The sequence below is a fragment of the Flavobacterium azizsancarii genome, from assembly GCF_027980145.1.
Lineage (GTDB): Bacteria > Bacteroidota > Bacteroidia > Flavobacteriales > Flavobacteriaceae > Flavobacterium > Flavobacterium azizsancarii.
In genome coordinates, this window is sequence record NZ_JAMZNK010000005.1 from 95748 (window position 1) to 111651 (window position 15904).

General features: G+C 31.2%; 25 protein-coding genes. 19 read left to right on the forward strand and 6 right to left on the reverse strand.

The features are described 5' to 3' along the window. The first annotated feature begins 1191 nt into the window (after positions 1–1191). The 6 genes from NJT12_RS04835 to NJT12_RS04860 all read left to right on the forward strand — a co-directional run bounded on the left by NJT12_RS04835 (position 1192) and on the right by NJT12_RS04860 (position 4581). On the forward strand, positions 1192–1719 hold the full coding sequence (locus NJT12_RS04835) for a helix-turn-helix domain-containing protein (protein WP_271334773.1): 528 nt from the start codon (positions 1192–1194) through the stop codon (positions 1717–1719). Then, on the forward strand, positions 1703–2254 hold the full coding sequence (locus NJT12_RS04840) for a hypothetical protein (protein ID WP_271334774.1): 552 nt from the start codon (positions 1703–1705) through the stop codon (positions 2252–2254). The genes NJT12_RS04835 and NJT12_RS04840 overlap by 17 nt, the downstream gene beginning before the upstream one ends. An 86-nt stretch (positions 2255–2340) precedes the next feature. Continuing rightward, the gene (locus NJT12_RS04845; RefSeq protein ID WP_271334775.1) at positions 2341–2514 is read left to right on the forward strand and encodes a hypothetical protein; all 174 of its coding nucleotides are present in this window, start codon (positions 2341–2343) and stop codon (positions 2512–2514) included. A 317-nt stretch (positions 2515–2831) separates the two neighbouring features. Continuing rightward, positions 2832–2993, forward strand: a complete 162-nt coding sequence (locus tag NJT12_RS04850) for a hypothetical protein (RefSeq protein WP_271334776.1) — start codon at positions 2832–2834, stop codon at positions 2991–2993. A gap of 2 nt (positions 2994–2995) precedes the next feature. After that, complete coding sequence (locus NJT12_RS04855; RefSeq protein WP_271334777.1) at positions 2996–3373, forward strand: hypothetical protein; 378 nt, start codon at positions 2996–2998, stop codon at positions 3371–3373. Beyond that, positions 3370–4581, forward strand: a complete 1212-nt coding sequence (locus tag NJT12_RS04860) for a PBSX family phage terminase large subunit (protein ID WP_271334778.1) — start codon at positions 3370–3372, stop codon at positions 4579–4581. The genes NJT12_RS04855 and NJT12_RS04860 overlap by 4 nt, the downstream gene beginning before the upstream one ends. Positions 4582–4779: 198 nt before the next feature. Here NJT12_RS04860 and NJT12_RS04865 read toward each other — a convergent pair whose 3' ends face one another. After that, entirely contained in the window at positions 4780–4920 is a 141-nt protein-coding gene (locus NJT12_RS04865) for a hypothetical protein (protein ID WP_271334779.1), read from the reverse strand. Positions 4921–5041: 121 nt separating this feature from the next. Between NJT12_RS04865 and NJT12_RS04870 the strand changes: the two genes are divergently transcribed. The 9 genes from NJT12_RS04870 to NJT12_RS04910 all read left to right on the forward strand — a co-directional run bounded on the left by NJT12_RS04870 (position 5042) and on the right by NJT12_RS04910 (position 9287). After that, entirely contained in the window at positions 5042–5341 is a 300-nt protein-coding gene (locus tag NJT12_RS04870; protein WP_271334780.1) for a hypothetical protein, read from the forward strand. 45 nt (positions 5342–5386) lie between these two features. Next, positions 5387–5767 (forward strand): hypothetical protein, encoded by a 381-nt coding sequence (locus NJT12_RS04875; protein WP_271334781.1) that lies wholly within the window; start codon positions 5387–5389, stop codon positions 5765–5767. 158 nt (positions 5768–5925) lie between these two features. Further along, positions 5926–6606: a recombinase family protein gene (locus tag NJT12_RS04880; RefSeq protein WP_271334782.1), complete on the forward strand. Its 681-nt coding sequence runs from the start codon at positions 5926–5928 to the stop codon at positions 6604–6606. A gap of 85 nt (positions 6607–6691) precedes the next feature. Then, positions 6692–7243, forward strand: a complete 552-nt coding sequence (locus NJT12_RS04885; protein WP_271334783.1) for a hypothetical protein — start codon at positions 6692–6694, stop codon at positions 7241–7243. Between the two features lie 5 nt (positions 7244–7248). Then, positions 7249–7563: a hypothetical protein gene (locus NJT12_RS04890; protein ID WP_271334784.1), complete on the forward strand. Its 315-nt coding sequence runs from the start codon at positions 7249–7251 to the stop codon at positions 7561–7563. Between the two features lie 12 nt (positions 7564–7575). Continuing rightward, positions 7576–8160: a hypothetical protein gene (locus tag NJT12_RS04895; RefSeq protein ID WP_271334785.1), complete on the forward strand. Its 585-nt coding sequence runs from the start codon at positions 7576–7578 to the stop codon at positions 8158–8160. Positions 8161–8165: 5 nt separating this feature from the next. Then, entirely contained in the window at positions 8166–8354 is a 189-nt protein-coding gene (locus NJT12_RS04900; RefSeq protein ID WP_271334786.1) for a hypothetical protein, read from the forward strand. A 105-nt stretch (positions 8355–8459) separates the two neighbouring features. Further along, positions 8460–8741, forward strand: a complete 282-nt coding sequence (locus tag NJT12_RS04905) for a hypothetical protein (RefSeq protein ID WP_271334787.1) — start codon at positions 8460–8462, stop codon at positions 8739–8741. Between the two features lie 351 nt (positions 8742–9092). Beyond that, positions 9093–9287, forward strand: a complete 195-nt coding sequence (locus NJT12_RS04910) for a hypothetical protein (RefSeq protein ID WP_271334788.1) — start codon at positions 9093–9095, stop codon at positions 9285–9287. Between the two features lie 129 nt (positions 9288–9416). On the opposite strand, the gene NJT12_RS04915 is transcribed toward NJT12_RS04910, so the two are convergent. The 5 genes from NJT12_RS04915 to NJT12_RS04935 form a co-directional block, all read right to left on the reverse strand. Then, the gene (locus NJT12_RS04915; protein WP_271334789.1) at positions 9417–10064 is read right to left on the reverse strand and encodes a hypothetical protein; all 648 of its coding nucleotides are present in this window, start codon (positions 10062–10064) and stop codon (positions 9417–9419) included. A 5-nt stretch (positions 10065–10069) separates the two neighbouring features. Then, the gene (locus NJT12_RS04920) at positions 10070–10714 is read right to left on the reverse strand and encodes a hypothetical protein (protein ID WP_271334790.1); all 645 of its coding nucleotides are present in this window, start codon (positions 10712–10714) and stop codon (positions 10070–10072) included. Between the two features lie 468 nt (positions 10715–11182). Beyond that, on the reverse strand, positions 11183–11653 hold the full coding sequence (locus NJT12_RS04925) for a hypothetical protein (RefSeq protein WP_271334791.1): 471 nt from the start codon (positions 11651–11653) through the stop codon (positions 11183–11185). A 379-nt stretch (positions 11654–12032) separates the two neighbouring features. Beyond that, positions 12033–12410 (reverse strand): hypothetical protein, encoded by a 378-nt coding sequence (locus NJT12_RS04930; RefSeq protein ID WP_271334792.1) that lies wholly within the window; start codon positions 12408–12410, stop codon positions 12033–12035. Between the two features lie 11 nt (positions 12411–12421). After that, a complete protein-coding gene (locus NJT12_RS04935) occupies positions 12422–13651 on the reverse strand; it encodes a hypothetical protein (protein ID WP_271334793.1) in 1230 nt (409 codons plus the stop codon). A gap of 322 nt (positions 13652–13973) precedes the next feature. On the opposite strand from NJT12_RS04935, the gene NJT12_RS04940 reads away from it, so the two are divergent. The 4 genes from NJT12_RS04940 to NJT12_RS04955 all read left to right on the forward strand — a co-directional run bounded on the left by NJT12_RS04940 (position 13974) and on the right by NJT12_RS04955 (position 15897). After that, complete coding sequence (locus NJT12_RS04940; RefSeq protein ID WP_271334794.1) at positions 13974–14153, forward strand: hypothetical protein; 180 nt, start codon at positions 13974–13976, stop codon at positions 14151–14153. Between the two features lie 25 nt (positions 14154–14178). Further along, positions 14179–14811: a hypothetical protein gene (locus tag NJT12_RS04945; RefSeq protein WP_271334795.1), complete on the forward strand. Its 633-nt coding sequence runs from the start codon at positions 14179–14181 to the stop codon at positions 14809–14811. A 133-nt stretch (positions 14812–14944) separates the two neighbouring features. Beyond that, positions 14945–15394 (forward strand): hypothetical protein, encoded by a 450-nt coding sequence (locus tag NJT12_RS04950; protein WP_271334796.1) that lies wholly within the window; start codon positions 14945–14947, stop codon positions 15392–15394. Next, entirely contained in the window at positions 15388–15897 is a 510-nt protein-coding gene (locus tag NJT12_RS04955) for a hypothetical protein (RefSeq protein ID WP_271334797.1), read from the forward strand. The genes NJT12_RS04950 and NJT12_RS04955 overlap by 7 nt, the downstream gene beginning before the upstream one ends. The last annotated feature ends 7 nt before the right edge of the window (positions 15898–15904 follow it).

Here is a 15904-nt window from a genome sequence, read left to right on the forward strand (position 1 = left end):
CTTGTGGAACTGAGGTTATGATAAACTTATAATTAAAATACAAAACAACTTCTTAACTAATTAACTGTCAAAGGATTGTGAAATATGTTAAAATTTAACTTAAAAATCTCTTAAAAAACTTTTTTCGACGCAATCATTACCTTATCTTTGTGCACAAAATAAAAATTTGCCCAATCTCGTTTAATAACAAGTGGGCTAAATAAAAAAAGTTCTTTTTTTAATGTTTAATTAAATAATAGTAATCATGAAAAACACGCAAAGTTTTTACAAAAACCGAAAGGGCGACGGTGAACCAGCCCCTCATTATTTAATTTCACACGAATGGATAACGATTCGAAGTCCGGATGGACAATGTTCAAAACTATTATTTCCATTATAGGCGCGATACCTGGAGTAATAGAATTTATTAAAATAATCTTACTATTTTTAAATAAGTAAGGTTAGACAAAGACCCGATGTACTGAAATACATCGGGTTTCGTTTTTATTATATAATCATGGGTGCAAATATAATGTTTATATTTAATAAAACAATGAGATATAAATGAAATTATTCCATTTAAAGAATTTTTAATAGATATCTCACTAGATATAGTGGATTAAGTCAATAAAAAAATGGAAATACTTCTCAAATATATAGACATAAAGATATATAAGCAATAATTTTTAATAAAAATACACTATAAATACCATAGATAATTCAATAGGTCACTATATTTATTCAAATAGTATAGAATAAATATATTTATTAAAATATTCTCATAGATGTATCAAACTATTTAAATAGATAATCCAATAGGTCGCTATATTTATTCAAATAGATAGAATAGATTTATCAAACTATTGGAATTCTATTTATATAAAAATATACTATTTCAATATATTAGGGATAATATCTTGAAATAAATTTTTAATATATATAATATAAAAATATATTAATCAACATGTACAGAATTTCTAAAAAACACTTCATCTGTTTCAAAACAAAAGACCTAATAGATTATATTTCCAATACTGAGAATAAATCATTCTATTTAGACATTAAGCACTACAAGATTTTCTTCCTTGTAAAGCGAAATGAACTAAACGAAATGTTTACCTAATTCATTTTTATTTTTATTAATAACCCCTTTCTATTTTATTATAGAGGGGGTTGTTTTTTATATATAGTTTAAACAACTAACAACGACAATTGAAATTATACAGAAGTCTTGAAGACTTGGCTACGGATGATGCAAAGTGGCGACAGTTAGCCTTTAATATTACATTGGATAAAGAACTAGCGGATGAAATACTGCACAGTTTTTACAACAACATAATCACTTTAACAGATAATAAAGCGAAGGTAAATAAAGATTTAGAAATCAATGCAAACTATGTTATCACCGCATTAAAGAATGGCTTTAGAACTCATACTAAAAAGAACAGCCAGCGTATCTCATACAATGACAATTTCAATTTGATTGATGATGAAGATGGTTATGATTACGTACAGGACTGCATTAACCAATGTCTGACTGATGAAATCTTAAACGATGCTTCTCAGCTGGAATGGTTTGATAAAAAGCTTTTTCAAATCATAGTATATGAGAAGAAAATCAGCATGAGAAAACTTGCCAGGCAATCAGGTATAAGCTATAACACCATCCAAAAATCAGTTGTCAAAACCAAACTATATCTAAAAAATAAGCAAGAATTAAAAAATGGCAAAGTCCAATAAAATAGAAAAGAAAATAATCAAATTTGATAATCCGGAGATTGAATCTGATATCGATTTTACAGATGAATCATTGTTTGATGATTTAACTGATAAGTCCAGGCCCAAACCTTTAGAGGAATCGCAGTTTATTGAATTACCTGAAACAGCACCCGAAATAAAAGAAGATGATTTCATAATTAAAGAATCAAATCTTGTAGAAGTAGAAGGTATAGGTGATATCATTCACATAGTTACAAAAGCTATAGGCATCGAGCAGTGTGATGACTGCAAGAAACGTCAGAAACTATTAAATCAAATGTTCCCTTTTATTAAACAAGCAAAGAAAATGACTGATGATAATATTATTTTTATTAAAAGAATAAAGTCTTCATCTGTTATTGGAAGTGCCGACCGTCAGACATTATTTGAACTTTATAATTACATCTTAACAGCAAAGCTAGTGGCTTGTGCTTGTCCCGGTGTCATCTTATCAATGCTCGATAAGCTATGGAACATTTATCTAGCTGACTACTCAAAAAATCCTGATGAAAAATAATGACACCACCACCTATAGACAGATTTGGTGAATACTTCCACATTGAATGCTTAAAGTTTTATTACTCTTATCTCGAATGTTATCATTTGGAAGAATTACCACATGAAAACTACTTGAACTTTGACTTTCCTGAAGGAACATACATAATCAAAATCCAAGACTTAATTGATAAGGCATTCGATGAGAAAGAAAGACTTGAAGCCAATTACAATGACAAATTTAATTATAACCAAGATGACGAATTTAACGAACTTTCTTAAAACCAAATACAACCAAATCCTGTTATCGAGTAATAACTTTTTGGTATACTCATTCACTACACTTATTGTGATTGTAACCTTTCTATTGGAAACATCATTGGTCTGGTCAATTGGTTATCTACTTGTCCATCTTGCTGCAGGTTTAGTATATGTTTCGCTGTGGCAAGCATTCCCTTTGGCACTCTTTGCTAAAATCCTATTTTACAATTGTAAATCAAAACATGATAAGAAAGTTAATATATAAACTACTGAATACTAAAATATTAATATTAGATAATGCTTTAGTGTTTTATAAAGTAGAAGTGAAAGATAATAGTATGTTCACTGAAGTAAACTTCAGATACACTGCAAGTTATGGTAATCAAATCAAAGCGACTGATACTTATGAGTTGGATGATAAAGTTACCCTAGACCATGTATTATCAATCTACAAAGAACTAACCAATTATTATAATGGTGTTCTGAAAATTAATGAATAATAATGCCACCAAAGAAGAAGCAGGATGAAATAGTTGTACCGTTAACTACTAACGGCGGTGCGAGGGCTGGTGCAGGTCGTAAATCAGCTAAAGAAGAGGCGCAGATGGCTTTAAATCTCAAACCCTACCGAGAAGAAGTAATAGAGAAGATACTTGAAACAATGCGTTCTAATGGCCCCAAAGCGTATGATGCTGCCAAACTCTTATTTGCTTACATGCATGGTCAGCCAGCGACAAGCACAACCACTACAAGCACAATAAACATCGACCAAACAATTACGTCTTTTGATATAAAGTCGATGCTACAATTTACTAAACCTGAGGTTATTGATGTCGCAACGATTGAGGTTGATGATGATAAAAATAATGAAGATGATTGAAATCAAAAGTAATACTGAACCACAAGTATTCAAGTCTATTAACTAGTGATTGTCGTTATGGACTAATTACAGGAGGAAGGGGTTCTGGAAAATCATACAGTATCGCTGTGTTATTGGTGTTGTTGTCTTTCGAGCCTGACCATATCATAATTTTTGCCAGGCAAACTGCTAAATCATTGGTGAATTCCGGAATAACAGAATTGCAAGAAAAGATAACTGACATGGGGTTGGATGATTATTTCCGTGTCGTGGCGAATGAAATAGAAAACAAACAATCAGGTTCTAAGATACGTTTTATCGGTTTGAAATCGGGAGGTGGAACTCAAACATCAAATACAAAATCATTAACTGGGGCCACAACTTTAATTATTGAAGAAGCGGAGGAATGCGTCGAAAAGGATTTTAATAAAATTGATTTGTCGATTCGTTCCAAATTAAGACAGAATCGAATATTCCTTGTGATGAACCCTACAACTAAGGCGCACTGGGTTTATAATAGATTCTTTCAATCGAAAGGTGTTAATCCTGGACACAATGGTGTAGTGGGTGATGTTAATTATGTTCATACAACTTATTTGGATAATAAAGAGAATCTTTCTGAAAGCTTTGTGAAACAGCTAGAAACTTTGAAGTTAACTGACCCAGCATCTTATAACTTAGATGTAATGGGTGGCTGGTTAACCAAGCTAAGTGGTACAATTTACAATAACTGGTCGATGGGTGAGTTCCCGAACGATGTTGATGTAATTTTCGGTAGTGATTTCGGTTTTTCTCGTGACCCTGATACGCTTGTTGGAATTCACATTAATAGAAGACAACGAAAAATTTATCTAAAAGAACATTTATATCAAAACGGTTTAACCACGCCACAATTGGCTGAAATATATCAAAATACATGTGGGAATCGTCTAATCATAGCAGATTCAGCCGAACCAAGATTGATTGCCGAAATCAAAGGTCATGGACTTAAAATACGTGCCTGTACGAAAGGAGCGGGGTCAATACTTGAGGGAATCAAGATTTTAAAGGATTACGAACTGATAGTAGACCCATCAAGTAAAAATTTGATGACTGAATTGAATAATTATGTATGGCTGGACCGTGGTAATATTGCTCGTGATGATTTCAATCACCTTTTAGATGCGATTAGATACGCTTGCACTCACTACTTAAGGGGTGGAATGTCAGGTAAACACTCGGTTTATTAAATGCTAATTAACCTATTTAAGTAATACTTAAGATTATTACACAACTCGTAATGTTTATAAGAAATACGATAGATGTATGAAATTAAACAGCGATGACCGATATGAATGTCTTATTCAGAATTCTTACATTATCCTAAATTCTTGCAACCTCGCAAACCTTTCGTGCCGACCTTTTTTTATTCTTCATAATCATTCCATTTATTTACTGCTAAGATACAAAATGATATCCGTTCCCGCCAGCTTTTCGTGAATTATATTTATAATAATATTTTCATTTTTGTAAGAAGAAATTAGAGTATCTGTAGTATAGTTAAAACCTTCTACAGTAAGGTTTAACATCGTTTTTTAGTATTGAAATACCTGTACTAAATCACTATCGTTCGCCAGAGATTTCGTACATTTATTTTGTAAGAATGAAACAATTTAAATTATTGAAATTATGGAAAAAATGTTTGAACATTTGGAGCATCTACTCCAAAGAGAATTTGATGTAAACGAAACACATAAAGTGTTGCAATCACCTATTAATATTTATTGGTGTTGGGGAGTTGCTAGCTACGGTCACATTGAGCACAAAGGATTATTATTAAAAGTCAATGGTTTTTTACACAAGGATTATTTGCTTATAAGTTTAGGATGGGATGACACATACATAGTCAGTCTTTTAGATTCTAAACTTCAAGTAGTTGGCGAACCGAAAACCGGAATCTATTTCGATATGTTGCAATATACCGTCGATAAGTTAATTGAAACGAAATAATATTAATTACAGGTGGCGAAAGCCACCCAATTTAAACTTTAAAAAATGGCTACAAGATGTTTTATTGCATACAAAGATGGGAATATTTACAAGGATATATATTGCCACAATGATGGGTACTTAGAATATACAGGCTCAATCCTGTTAGAATATTATAATACTTCGGAACGAATCAAAGCATTATTAGAATTGGGCGACCTTTCGTTTATTGGCGCTAGGCTATCAGAGCAAGACCCCTTAATATCTAATGATGATTCGGTTGTGTTTTCATATTGGCGAGATAGGGGTGAATCAATGGCAAATGTACAACCTAGAATACATAAGGATAATACTACACTCAGATTCGATGCTTTTGCATACTTATTTGAAGATGGTAAGTGGTATTACAGGACATGGGAACAACCAAAATATACCCCGTTAGGCTAGATACTACAAAGGATTAAATAACAAAGGGTGTAGAAATACACCCTTCATTTACGTCATGTTTTTTTCATTCTAAAGCACCAACGTAAAGAACGTAAATTTTGGTGACTTGCACCAGTTTTTAATGTTAATTTTTATAATAATTTTACTACAGATACACTATGAATACATATATCGCATATATAAGAACTTCAACGAAAAGACAAGACTTAGGTCTTGAAGCACAACAGGCTATAATCAACCGATTTGTACAGTCAGATGATATTATCATACAAACATACACGGAAAAGGAATCCGGCTCAAAGTCAAACCGAATTGAAATGAATAAAGCTATTGAACAATGCAAGGCAACAGGAGCAACATTATTGATTGCAAAATTAGACCGATTATCAAGAAACGTTGCCTTCGTTTCGGCTTTAATGGAATCAAAGATTACTTTATGTGCCATTGACCTGCCCAATGCAACTCCTTTTCATTTACATATCTTTGCTTCATTTGCTGAGCAGGAACTTAAACTTATCCAAGACAGAACCAAATCTGCATTAAGCACTATCAAGGATAATATTAAAAGGAATGGTTACCATATGAGTAAGGCTGGAAATAGAATCACGTCTTTAGGACGTGACCATATCAATGATGAAAATAGGCTTATGGGTGTTCAGGCAATTAAAGACAAAAAGAAGAACAATCCGAACCTGGTCAAAGCTAGGGCGTTCGCTATATCCTTGAGAAATGCCAAGTTAACATTACGTGATATTGCAATCGAACTAAACAATAATGGCTTTAAGTCATCCCGTGGTGGTATATTCTATGCTTCAACAGTATCAGACCTATTTAAGTAGTTGATATTAAAATGATTCTTTAAAAGAATGAAATAGTTGCGTATTTAAAATATTTTGAGTATCTTTGCAATCTAATTTATTGAATATGGAAACACCAAAAGATAGAATTTTAATGATAATTGAAAGACTAGGTATGTCTGGCGTTAAAGCTGCCGAGGTAATGAAGATAACGGACAATACTTTCAGAAAGAATAAAATGGAATCAGTACTTACACATAATTTCACAGAAAAAAATTATAATGATTTAGTTGATTTTTTAATAACTGAAGTTAAATTGCTGCTTTCACTAAAAGATTCAAGCCTTGGCATTACGGAAGCATTTAAAGTTGCTATGGACAAAGTATATGAGAATTATGAAAAATTAAATATGGAGTCATCAAACTTCAATCTCTTTGAAAATTTGAAGACAGTGGTTGATTGGATGGAAATTCCGGATTCTTTTGGTTCAAATATGCGTATTTATAGTAATATTATAAACGAAATTGAAAAGCTTTCGAAAGATGTAGATGACCCAAATATTTTTACAATTGAAAAATATAATGACTATGCACATAGTGATAAAATTATATCTCATAATAGATGGTTTGATTTTATAGCTAACCGTAGAATGAATATAATCAATGATATTTTAAAATAAGATAATTGAGAAAAGAATTAGAAAAACTAAAAACAATTCGAATGACTTTTACAGCTAAAGTCGGAAGATTTGGAACAAAGAAAAGCTACCACGGATATTCAGAACCTACTATTTGTTTGTGTAATATTAAAGATAGCGATGGCAATCAGTTAACTGACCATATTTGGTTTACTGTAGGGAAGACAATTGAAAAATTAAAGCTAGAAATAAATGAAGTTATAAAATTTGATGCACGGGTTAATGGATATCGCAAAGGATATTTCAAAGATGGTTTCGACTATAAATTAAATAATATTTCAAAAATAGAAAGAGTAAGTTAATTCAAAAGAAATATGACAAAAAAAGAAATTAAAGCTTTTTGTAAAGCGAATGCAATTACCAGCTATTATATTAACGATGACCTTTCAATTGATGTGGATGGCAGTGTGTGTCTTACTATTGAAGATACCGAACTTCCTGTTCAATTTAATGAGGTCAATGGTGACTTTCGATTAACGGGAAGTGACAATTTTACATCATTAAAAGGCAGTCCTAGAAGTGTGTTTGGTAATTTACATTGTGCTGATTTAAGTTTGACTTCTCTTGACGGTGCACCCGATTACGTTCAGTATAATTTTGAATGTAGTGGAAATCCAATTACTTGCTTAGAGGGAATGCCTGAGGTTTTAGGAGGTTTTGTTTGCTTTGACACGTTGGTTACAATTGATTCAATATTTGAACTATCACCAAAATCCGAAGAAAGAGTTCTTACTTTCATTAATGGGTATTTTGATTTTAACGAATACATTGATTCACGAAATGATTTTGATGTTAATGCCAAAACATGGTTGGAATTTAATGACCTTCTGCCAGCTGGAAGTATGTTTAATTATGCCATAGCTAAGCGCCAACATACAATTGCACAAATTATTAACTAAACAAGATGAAAGATAATATGAATGAAGATAAATTTACAGAAAACATAGATGTATTAATTGAATCAATCAAACATGAAGGATTGGATAGAGTCACGATTGAAATAATTGTTCGTTATTTGAAAATTGCATTAAATAATAATATTGATAGGGATGTTGTTTCAAATCAAATTGATAGAATACTAAATGAAATTTAATAAAACCGGGGGGAATTATTACTCAAAAAAAAATCTTCAACTGAAAGTTATACAAAAAAAGAAGTATAACTTTAGATAACATAATAAATCATTAATTCAATTGTCATGGAAGATTTAAAATTCGATTACACAGTAGGATATAATTTCTATACAATGGAAAAAATTATCAAACAAAATACAAAGGATGATAATGTTTCCATAGCAAAACATATAACCGATTCAAAAGAATCTTATTTTAATCTATCAAGCTACATGCTTGATAGTATGGCAAAATGTGATGACCCTATTGAAATTGTTTTTCTAATTGACAAATATAATCGAGCAAGAAGTGCGTGGACTCACTACGATATGTTTGAAAATGAAATAAAACTGGACCAGTCACGATGATAAGAATAACGTTAATAGGAAGTATATTATCGAGCCAATCTAACCTGATTGGCTTTTTTATTGGCTTTATTTAAGGCGGTTGATTCAAATGCGTCTTATAAATATAATTACATTAAAATTTAAATTTTATTGTAATACGACGTTTTTCAAAACGAAAAGAGCGTTTTTGGTTGTTGATAACTTCAAAGTGGTGAAGATTTTTCTTATTTTTTACAAAAATATAAAGTGCAAAAATACGTATATGCTATTTAGGTTTTAAAAATATTTTTTAAAATAATAACTTCGAGATAACACAAAAGTTTCTGTTGATAAGTGTTGATAGGCTTTAACGTTAGTTTAATTATATTTGTAATGCAAGCGAGTAAGTCACTTGAAGCCATAAAAAAACCAGAAGTTGCTGCTTCTGGTTTTAAGGTGGAATTAATAACAATTCCCTATTTCGGTGTTATGGAAATACTATATTTAATGGGAGGCATTTTGATATTGTCAAAGCTGACTCCCTTAGTAAAACAGGTTAGAAAACTAATCCTAGCCTGGAAAAAGTAAAAACTTTATCCACTAGACTTTCTTTGAGGGTCTGGTGGTTTTTTATTTAATACAAAAGTAAATCAAAAAACTATACAAATTTATACTTTTAGATACAAATATATATATCTGTGATTTATATATTGTAAACTAACCGACTAATTCTTTAAAGTAATTTTCTATAGTCGTTCGAAGTCTTTTAATTTCAATATGTAATTTAGCACCTTCTCTATTTGTGTTTAATCTTTCTGCTCGTATCTTTATTGAAGCAATTTCATCTTCATCATTAGTATACAAATATTGAATGTCATTCGTGCTATTCGCTTCTTCAAATTCTGAAATATTACTTAATTCACCTTCGCATAACTCTTTCACCAACTGATAATTTTCAAAAACTAAATTGTATTGATTGATAATTTCATCTGTTATTAGAATTTTATTTCTATGTCCAAATAATATTAATTCACTATGGCTATCAATAAATGAGTTTATATTTTTCTTAAATAAATTATGTCTTAAATATTTTGGACTGGTTAGCACTTGGTAACTAAAATCAAAACTCACCACAAGGTTATATAAATCCTTTATACAATCAATTTGCATTTCTGTATGTCTCGTAAATTTGATTTCTTTTTTAGATAGTTCTGATTTAAACGTTTCAATTGTCTCAGAAAGTTTGACGCTTTGGAAATATCGGATTATTCCAATTAATATAATTATTCCAAGCAAAATCCATGAAGTGACATCTTTGTAATTTACAATTACATTTTTGGCTAGGTCTGTTGTTTCGGTCATCATTTATATTAATTAGATTTTTCCTTTAATCTTTTTTCTATTAGGCCAATTAAGTTAAAAACAAAATCATAATACGGTAGAGCGTTACTAGTTGCGTAATCTCTCATATGAATTGCCTGAAAGGTTGGATTGATTTTAGTATTTAAAGTTATCTCCTTTAATTCACCATTTGGATTTGACAAACTACCTTGGTACATTTTTGATTCATCGGGTATGTTCTTAAGAATCTTTTTAGAATCAGCATGAGCAAATCCGTTTCTTAACAAATCCCTAACTTTCTTATCTAAAATAAGTTCTTCATTATCAGTAATAAGTTCGAATTCTTTACATTTCTTTATAGATTCATTCAGCATGATTGAGCCATATTTTCTGTTAGGTTCTCTAAAAACAGCATCCAAATCATTAAGGTCTTGAACTGGTCCAATTCCGGCTTCATTATAAATTAATGCTAATTTCAAAAGCCTTTCCAATAGATAATTTGTTAGTGTAATAGACGCTTTATTTAATTGCATAATTAAACAATTATTAATTTCATATATCACATGGTCAAATTCACAGAAAATTTCAAAACTGGGTTCTAAATACTTAGATATTTTACTGTAATTATTGTTCAAATTTGTTGAAAAATTTCTTTCAATGACTGCTTTATCCATTTTATGATTTTTAATGTTGGGATTTTGTGGAAGTTTAATATATAATATAAGACCTGTTGAATTGCCTATTAGCAGTTAAAATGCATAAAAACTTGTTTTTTTAATCAACTTTCATATATTTGCAATGAAAAAGGGAGTGCTGTGAACACTCCCTTGTTAGGATAACGGTTAGGTAATTCACCAACTCTAATGAGAAGTCCCGTTACTTTGATTTTCCTCTAATGTGGGAAAACTCGTTTTGAGTTATTACTTAACTCGCTTGATTGTTACCGTTGTACGGACTTGAACAGTTCTTTGAACTTGAACCCTAACAGGAACAGTTCTTACAATAACTACTTTTCTCATCGTGTGTAATTTTAAAAGTTATACATTTAATTAGTAGACCAAAACTCGAACATTCGTAGTGTTCGGGTTTTTTGCGTTTTGCCCCTCTCGTGTTAGAGATTATTATTTGCCAAATCCTTAGCATCATTTCTTTTCTTCGCCAATCATTACTATCGATGTTACAAGGTCAGGTAGTCCATCTGCTTCAGGTTTATGTTCCTCCTTAAAATCATCACCTTCAAGCCAAGTTGGAAGTCCCCAAAAGCTTAAGAGTTTTTTACTGTTATACTGTACAAAAATCAACTTTGAATCTTTTTTCAATTTTCTAGCTGTATTGTCAATATTTATATCATCTTTTCCACGCAACTCATTATATACGGTTTGCAGTTCTTTTAATTTGCATGCTCGACTGATTTTGTTCTCAAAAATCCAAAGAACTTGTTTTTCTCGAGTCCCTTTACTAGGAAATACATTAGAAGTTTGTGTTGTTGCTTCAGTATTATTGAATTTGTAATCCGTACCAACATAGCCATATAGTTTTAAAACAGTGTCAATGGCTTCAAGTTGTTTCAAAACATCTTTTCTTTTCTCTATTAAATTTTCAATTACTTCCATATCAATTGTATCTTTGTTACTAAATGTTTTGAGATAATTTCCAGAATTACGTATGTTCCATTTTTTATCTGTATTTCCTTGGTTACAAATGTAGATATTTATTCGATATAAAAACAAATTTCAAAATTAATTATTTAAAACTTTACGCAACTTTACGAACAATTAATAAGACATTGTTTAAACTACTATACAAACTTTTCGCAGTCTGTATAGCTTCATAGCGCCTAGGAAGATGTAAAATGTTGTTAATAACTATTTTTGAAATAAATGAAAAATATGGAATGCCAAGTGAAAAAAGGTAAATAAAAGATAGTTTTATTACACTCTCGTATTTACCTCTGTACTTTTTGTATATTTTGTTTTTTATTTTGAAAGTTAGCTAGCTTATAATTTTAGTTATAGTGTCCATCCTCTTTTCACTCTTGAACCATTCCGAATATCCTGTATACTCAAAATATATTTCACCACCGTTTTCAGTTATCCTATCTAAGATTTTAAAATTTTCGTAATTCATTTCAATATGACAGTATAATTCTAACTTTTTAATGTTGCATTCATTTAATAAATTCATCGGAAACAAACCAAAACTGTCAACGGTGAGTTCCTGAAAATTTGTATTAATTAATTCACTTTCCTTAATGAAAGAATAACAATAACCAACAAAACCATCTTCATAAAGTTGTTGTTCTTGGTAATATTTAATGGAAGCGCCAGTTATAGGCTGATGTGTCAATTTGTAATGTCGTATGAATAGCATAATGTATTACATCAAAATGTCACTTTTAGACCCAATTTCTTGTACTCTTGCACCAATTCCTGTTGCACTATCTCGAAATTTTCTTTAGTCACAATCACTTGGTCGTGTCTTAATAGCTTTGGGAAATCTAATTTCCCTATTTTATTGACAAAAATATCAGCTTCCATCGCTTGTAATTGACAAGCAAGTTTTGATTTGGTCTTAATTTGGTTGATTTCGTGAATTAATCCCGGATAAATTTCTTCTAATGCATCGAATATCATCCCGGATTTCAGCACATTATCATTAAAAAACACGAATTGATAGCTTAATCCCTTGAAATATGGGCGCTCACAACCCATAAAATCAGCCACTTTTTGGTAAAACACACCATTTTGAACATCATTTTTATAGGCTGTTTGTTCATCCGATAGTAAAACGGAGAGCAGAAGCGGTTGAGAATTCGAAATATCGACGTTAAATGTTTCTGCTCCGGAGATTTTAAGAAACTGAACTGCTGTACTTGGAATGTTTGATACGCTATTATAGAATCTTCCTTCGTTTGATACTGCAAACCAAACGTTTTTAAAGTTTAATTTAAGGGATTGATGAAAGTGCTGATATATTCTTTCAGGTGTTAAATACTGTTTTTCTGTTTTTATAATTTTCTTACCACAAGGCAAAGTATAAGTTTTTCTTTTAGTCTTTTTAAGGTCAATTCCGATGTTTTTTTGTAACCAATATAAGTAATCATCAAGATTGACAGATGACTGATATACGTCTTCAATTAAGTGTTTATATTGTGGGTAAATATCAAGCCAGTACTGCTTTTCTCTTGTATTACGGAATATCTTTTTGAAATCAATTTCAAATTCAGTATGATTTGAATTAGAAAGAAAATAAGTGTTTATTTTATATCCTTTTGTAAATGGTGTTTCCGAATTTGAATACTTATTATTTACTTTTATGACATTACAAGACTGTAAGACATCAATAAGTGAAGCATAAGAATACTCTTTTTTGTTAATCTTAATTTTAAAATGTTTTAATTCGTCTCGGTGGATATTGGTATAAAAATGAAGGGTTACTTCGTTTTCATCTGTTATTTTGCTTTGCTGATTGGTGTAAATGAAGTACCAAAGTGTTACAAGCTGTTTAGCCAGTGATTGAAAATGGTTTATACTTATATTGACAAATCTTGTGTCAATGTTAATTTGGTTAGTAATAACGGTTAGAAGTTCCGTTGGGATTATTGTTTTCATTGTATTCTGGATTATTTTTAATCTGGTTTTTTAAAGAGGTCCAGAAGCTGGGGTAATTAGTCCCAGCAACCTCTTAGTACTTATATCATAATTTCTATGATTTGTTTCCTTATCTATATATTAATTTTTAAATATCTTTTTTGAAAGTGAGGATTGTTTATGGAATTTGAAATCCACTTTGGGTGTTGAATTTCTTACTGTTTAAAAAAAGGGGGACACATATTAGTATAATAATTAATATATATAATGATTAAGTTAATGATTGATGTTTTAGCTTAAAACCGTTTCTTCTCTTTTAAGTTTATATATAAAGATATAATTGATGAGAAAAGAGATTCCACATCCGATATTAGACACACTTCAAGCTGCCGCCACTACTTATGCTGATTCGCCAGCCACTACAGACGCAGGCAGGATATTACGCTTTATCGCTAGAATTATTCCGGTATCATTTGTTGTTCAATTGTTCGCACATAAAATGAAGGACAATGCCAAGATTTAATATATAGAGAAACATATTAACGAAAGTGATTCAGCAGAAGATAATAACCTACACCATACCAACTGAAAAGAAAGATTTAACCCTAGCTGACTGGCAGGAATACCGTGAAATTTTGACTAATCCGGAATTGGATGAAGTTTATAAAGAAAAGATGGCAATCAAGATTTTCTGTAAGATTCCATTTAATCACATTGACCAATTGAAATCGGTTGATTATGCTGAAATTATCTTTAATCTAAGTAACATCTTTAACGAAAGAACTGAAATGGTAAGGCATTTCAACCACCAAGGGGTGAAGTATGGCTTAATTCCAAACTTCGATAAGGACATCACAGTTGCTGAAAAAGCTGACCTAGATATGTATCTGGAAGCGGGTGATTTGGTTCGTTTAACGTCAATTCTATATCGACCTATTGTATTTGAAAAAGGTGACTTATACACGATTGAACCTTACTCAGGGACACATGAAAAGTTCAATGACCTGCCATATGACATTGCTGAAAATGTTTTAGATTTTTTTTTGACTTTGCTTCACGAATTACAAAAGCATATGACTGGGTATATAGAACGAATGGCGCAGAAGATAAAGACGAATTCGACTTTTCAAGGTCAACAGAAGATGCTTTTGCTCAAAAATATCGAGGCTTTGCGCCTTTAATCTGGATGATGTCGAACGAAGACTTTACCAAAGTAGAAGAAGTATGTAAATCAAACATCCATTCCTTTCTTTTTTGGTGCAATTTTCAATTAGAAAAAAGGGATATAGAAAATAAAAAATTAACTAAAAAGTAATGACTAATTACGCCATTGTATCAAAATATTTAACCGACCTATTTCAACAAGATAGCCTTGTAAACACCGTAATCTTTGGCGAAGTGTCCGACAGAGAATTGAATAAGGCTGATATCTTCCCGATGGTTCATATTATGCCCCGTGTCGTACAGCCGAGTGGCGGTGTCATTACACTATCATTTGACATTGCAGTTGTTGGTGTTAGAACAGTTCCAGACCATTTTCAAACACAAAAAATATTTGGCGATAACTTAATTGATAACTTGAATGAATCTTATCAGATTCTTATAAATGCTTATTCAAAAATGTACACTTTAGAAAATGAATTTGGTATTGATTTATTAAGTGCTGACTCAATGCAACCTATTGTTTTAACTGGTCAGACTTTGCTTGATGGATTTGAACAGGGCTTTACACTGCAAATCAAAAATGAATATTTAGCATGTTAAAAATTAATGAGCAAAAGGCATATGAAATGCTTGTCGTTAACCTGAGAAAAAGAGCAAAAGAAAAATTACAGGCATCCCGAAAAGGAATTTGGACAGGAAAAATGCTTGAAGAACTTGACGCAAAAATAGGTCAATCAGATGACGGTGAATTCCAAATTGAAATCATTGGTTCTGATTACATGGCTTTCCAGGACGAAGGCGTAAACGGTGTTGGATTTCAAAAGACTAAATCGGGAAAGATAGACAATCGCTTCAAGTCAAATCGTGATGTTGTCAAGGGTTCACCCTATAGTTACAAAAATAAAAGACCACCTGTTGAAGCTTTGACACCTTGGGCCAATTCAAAAGGAATCAACCCTTATGCAGCTGTAAATAGCATTTATCGGAAAGGTATAAAACCGCTTCATTTTTTAGAAAGCACTATTGATGAAGAACTTGAAAACTTTACTGACTATTTAGCCGAAGCACAAGCTGATTCAATATTAAACGGATTTGGCGATTAAAAATAAT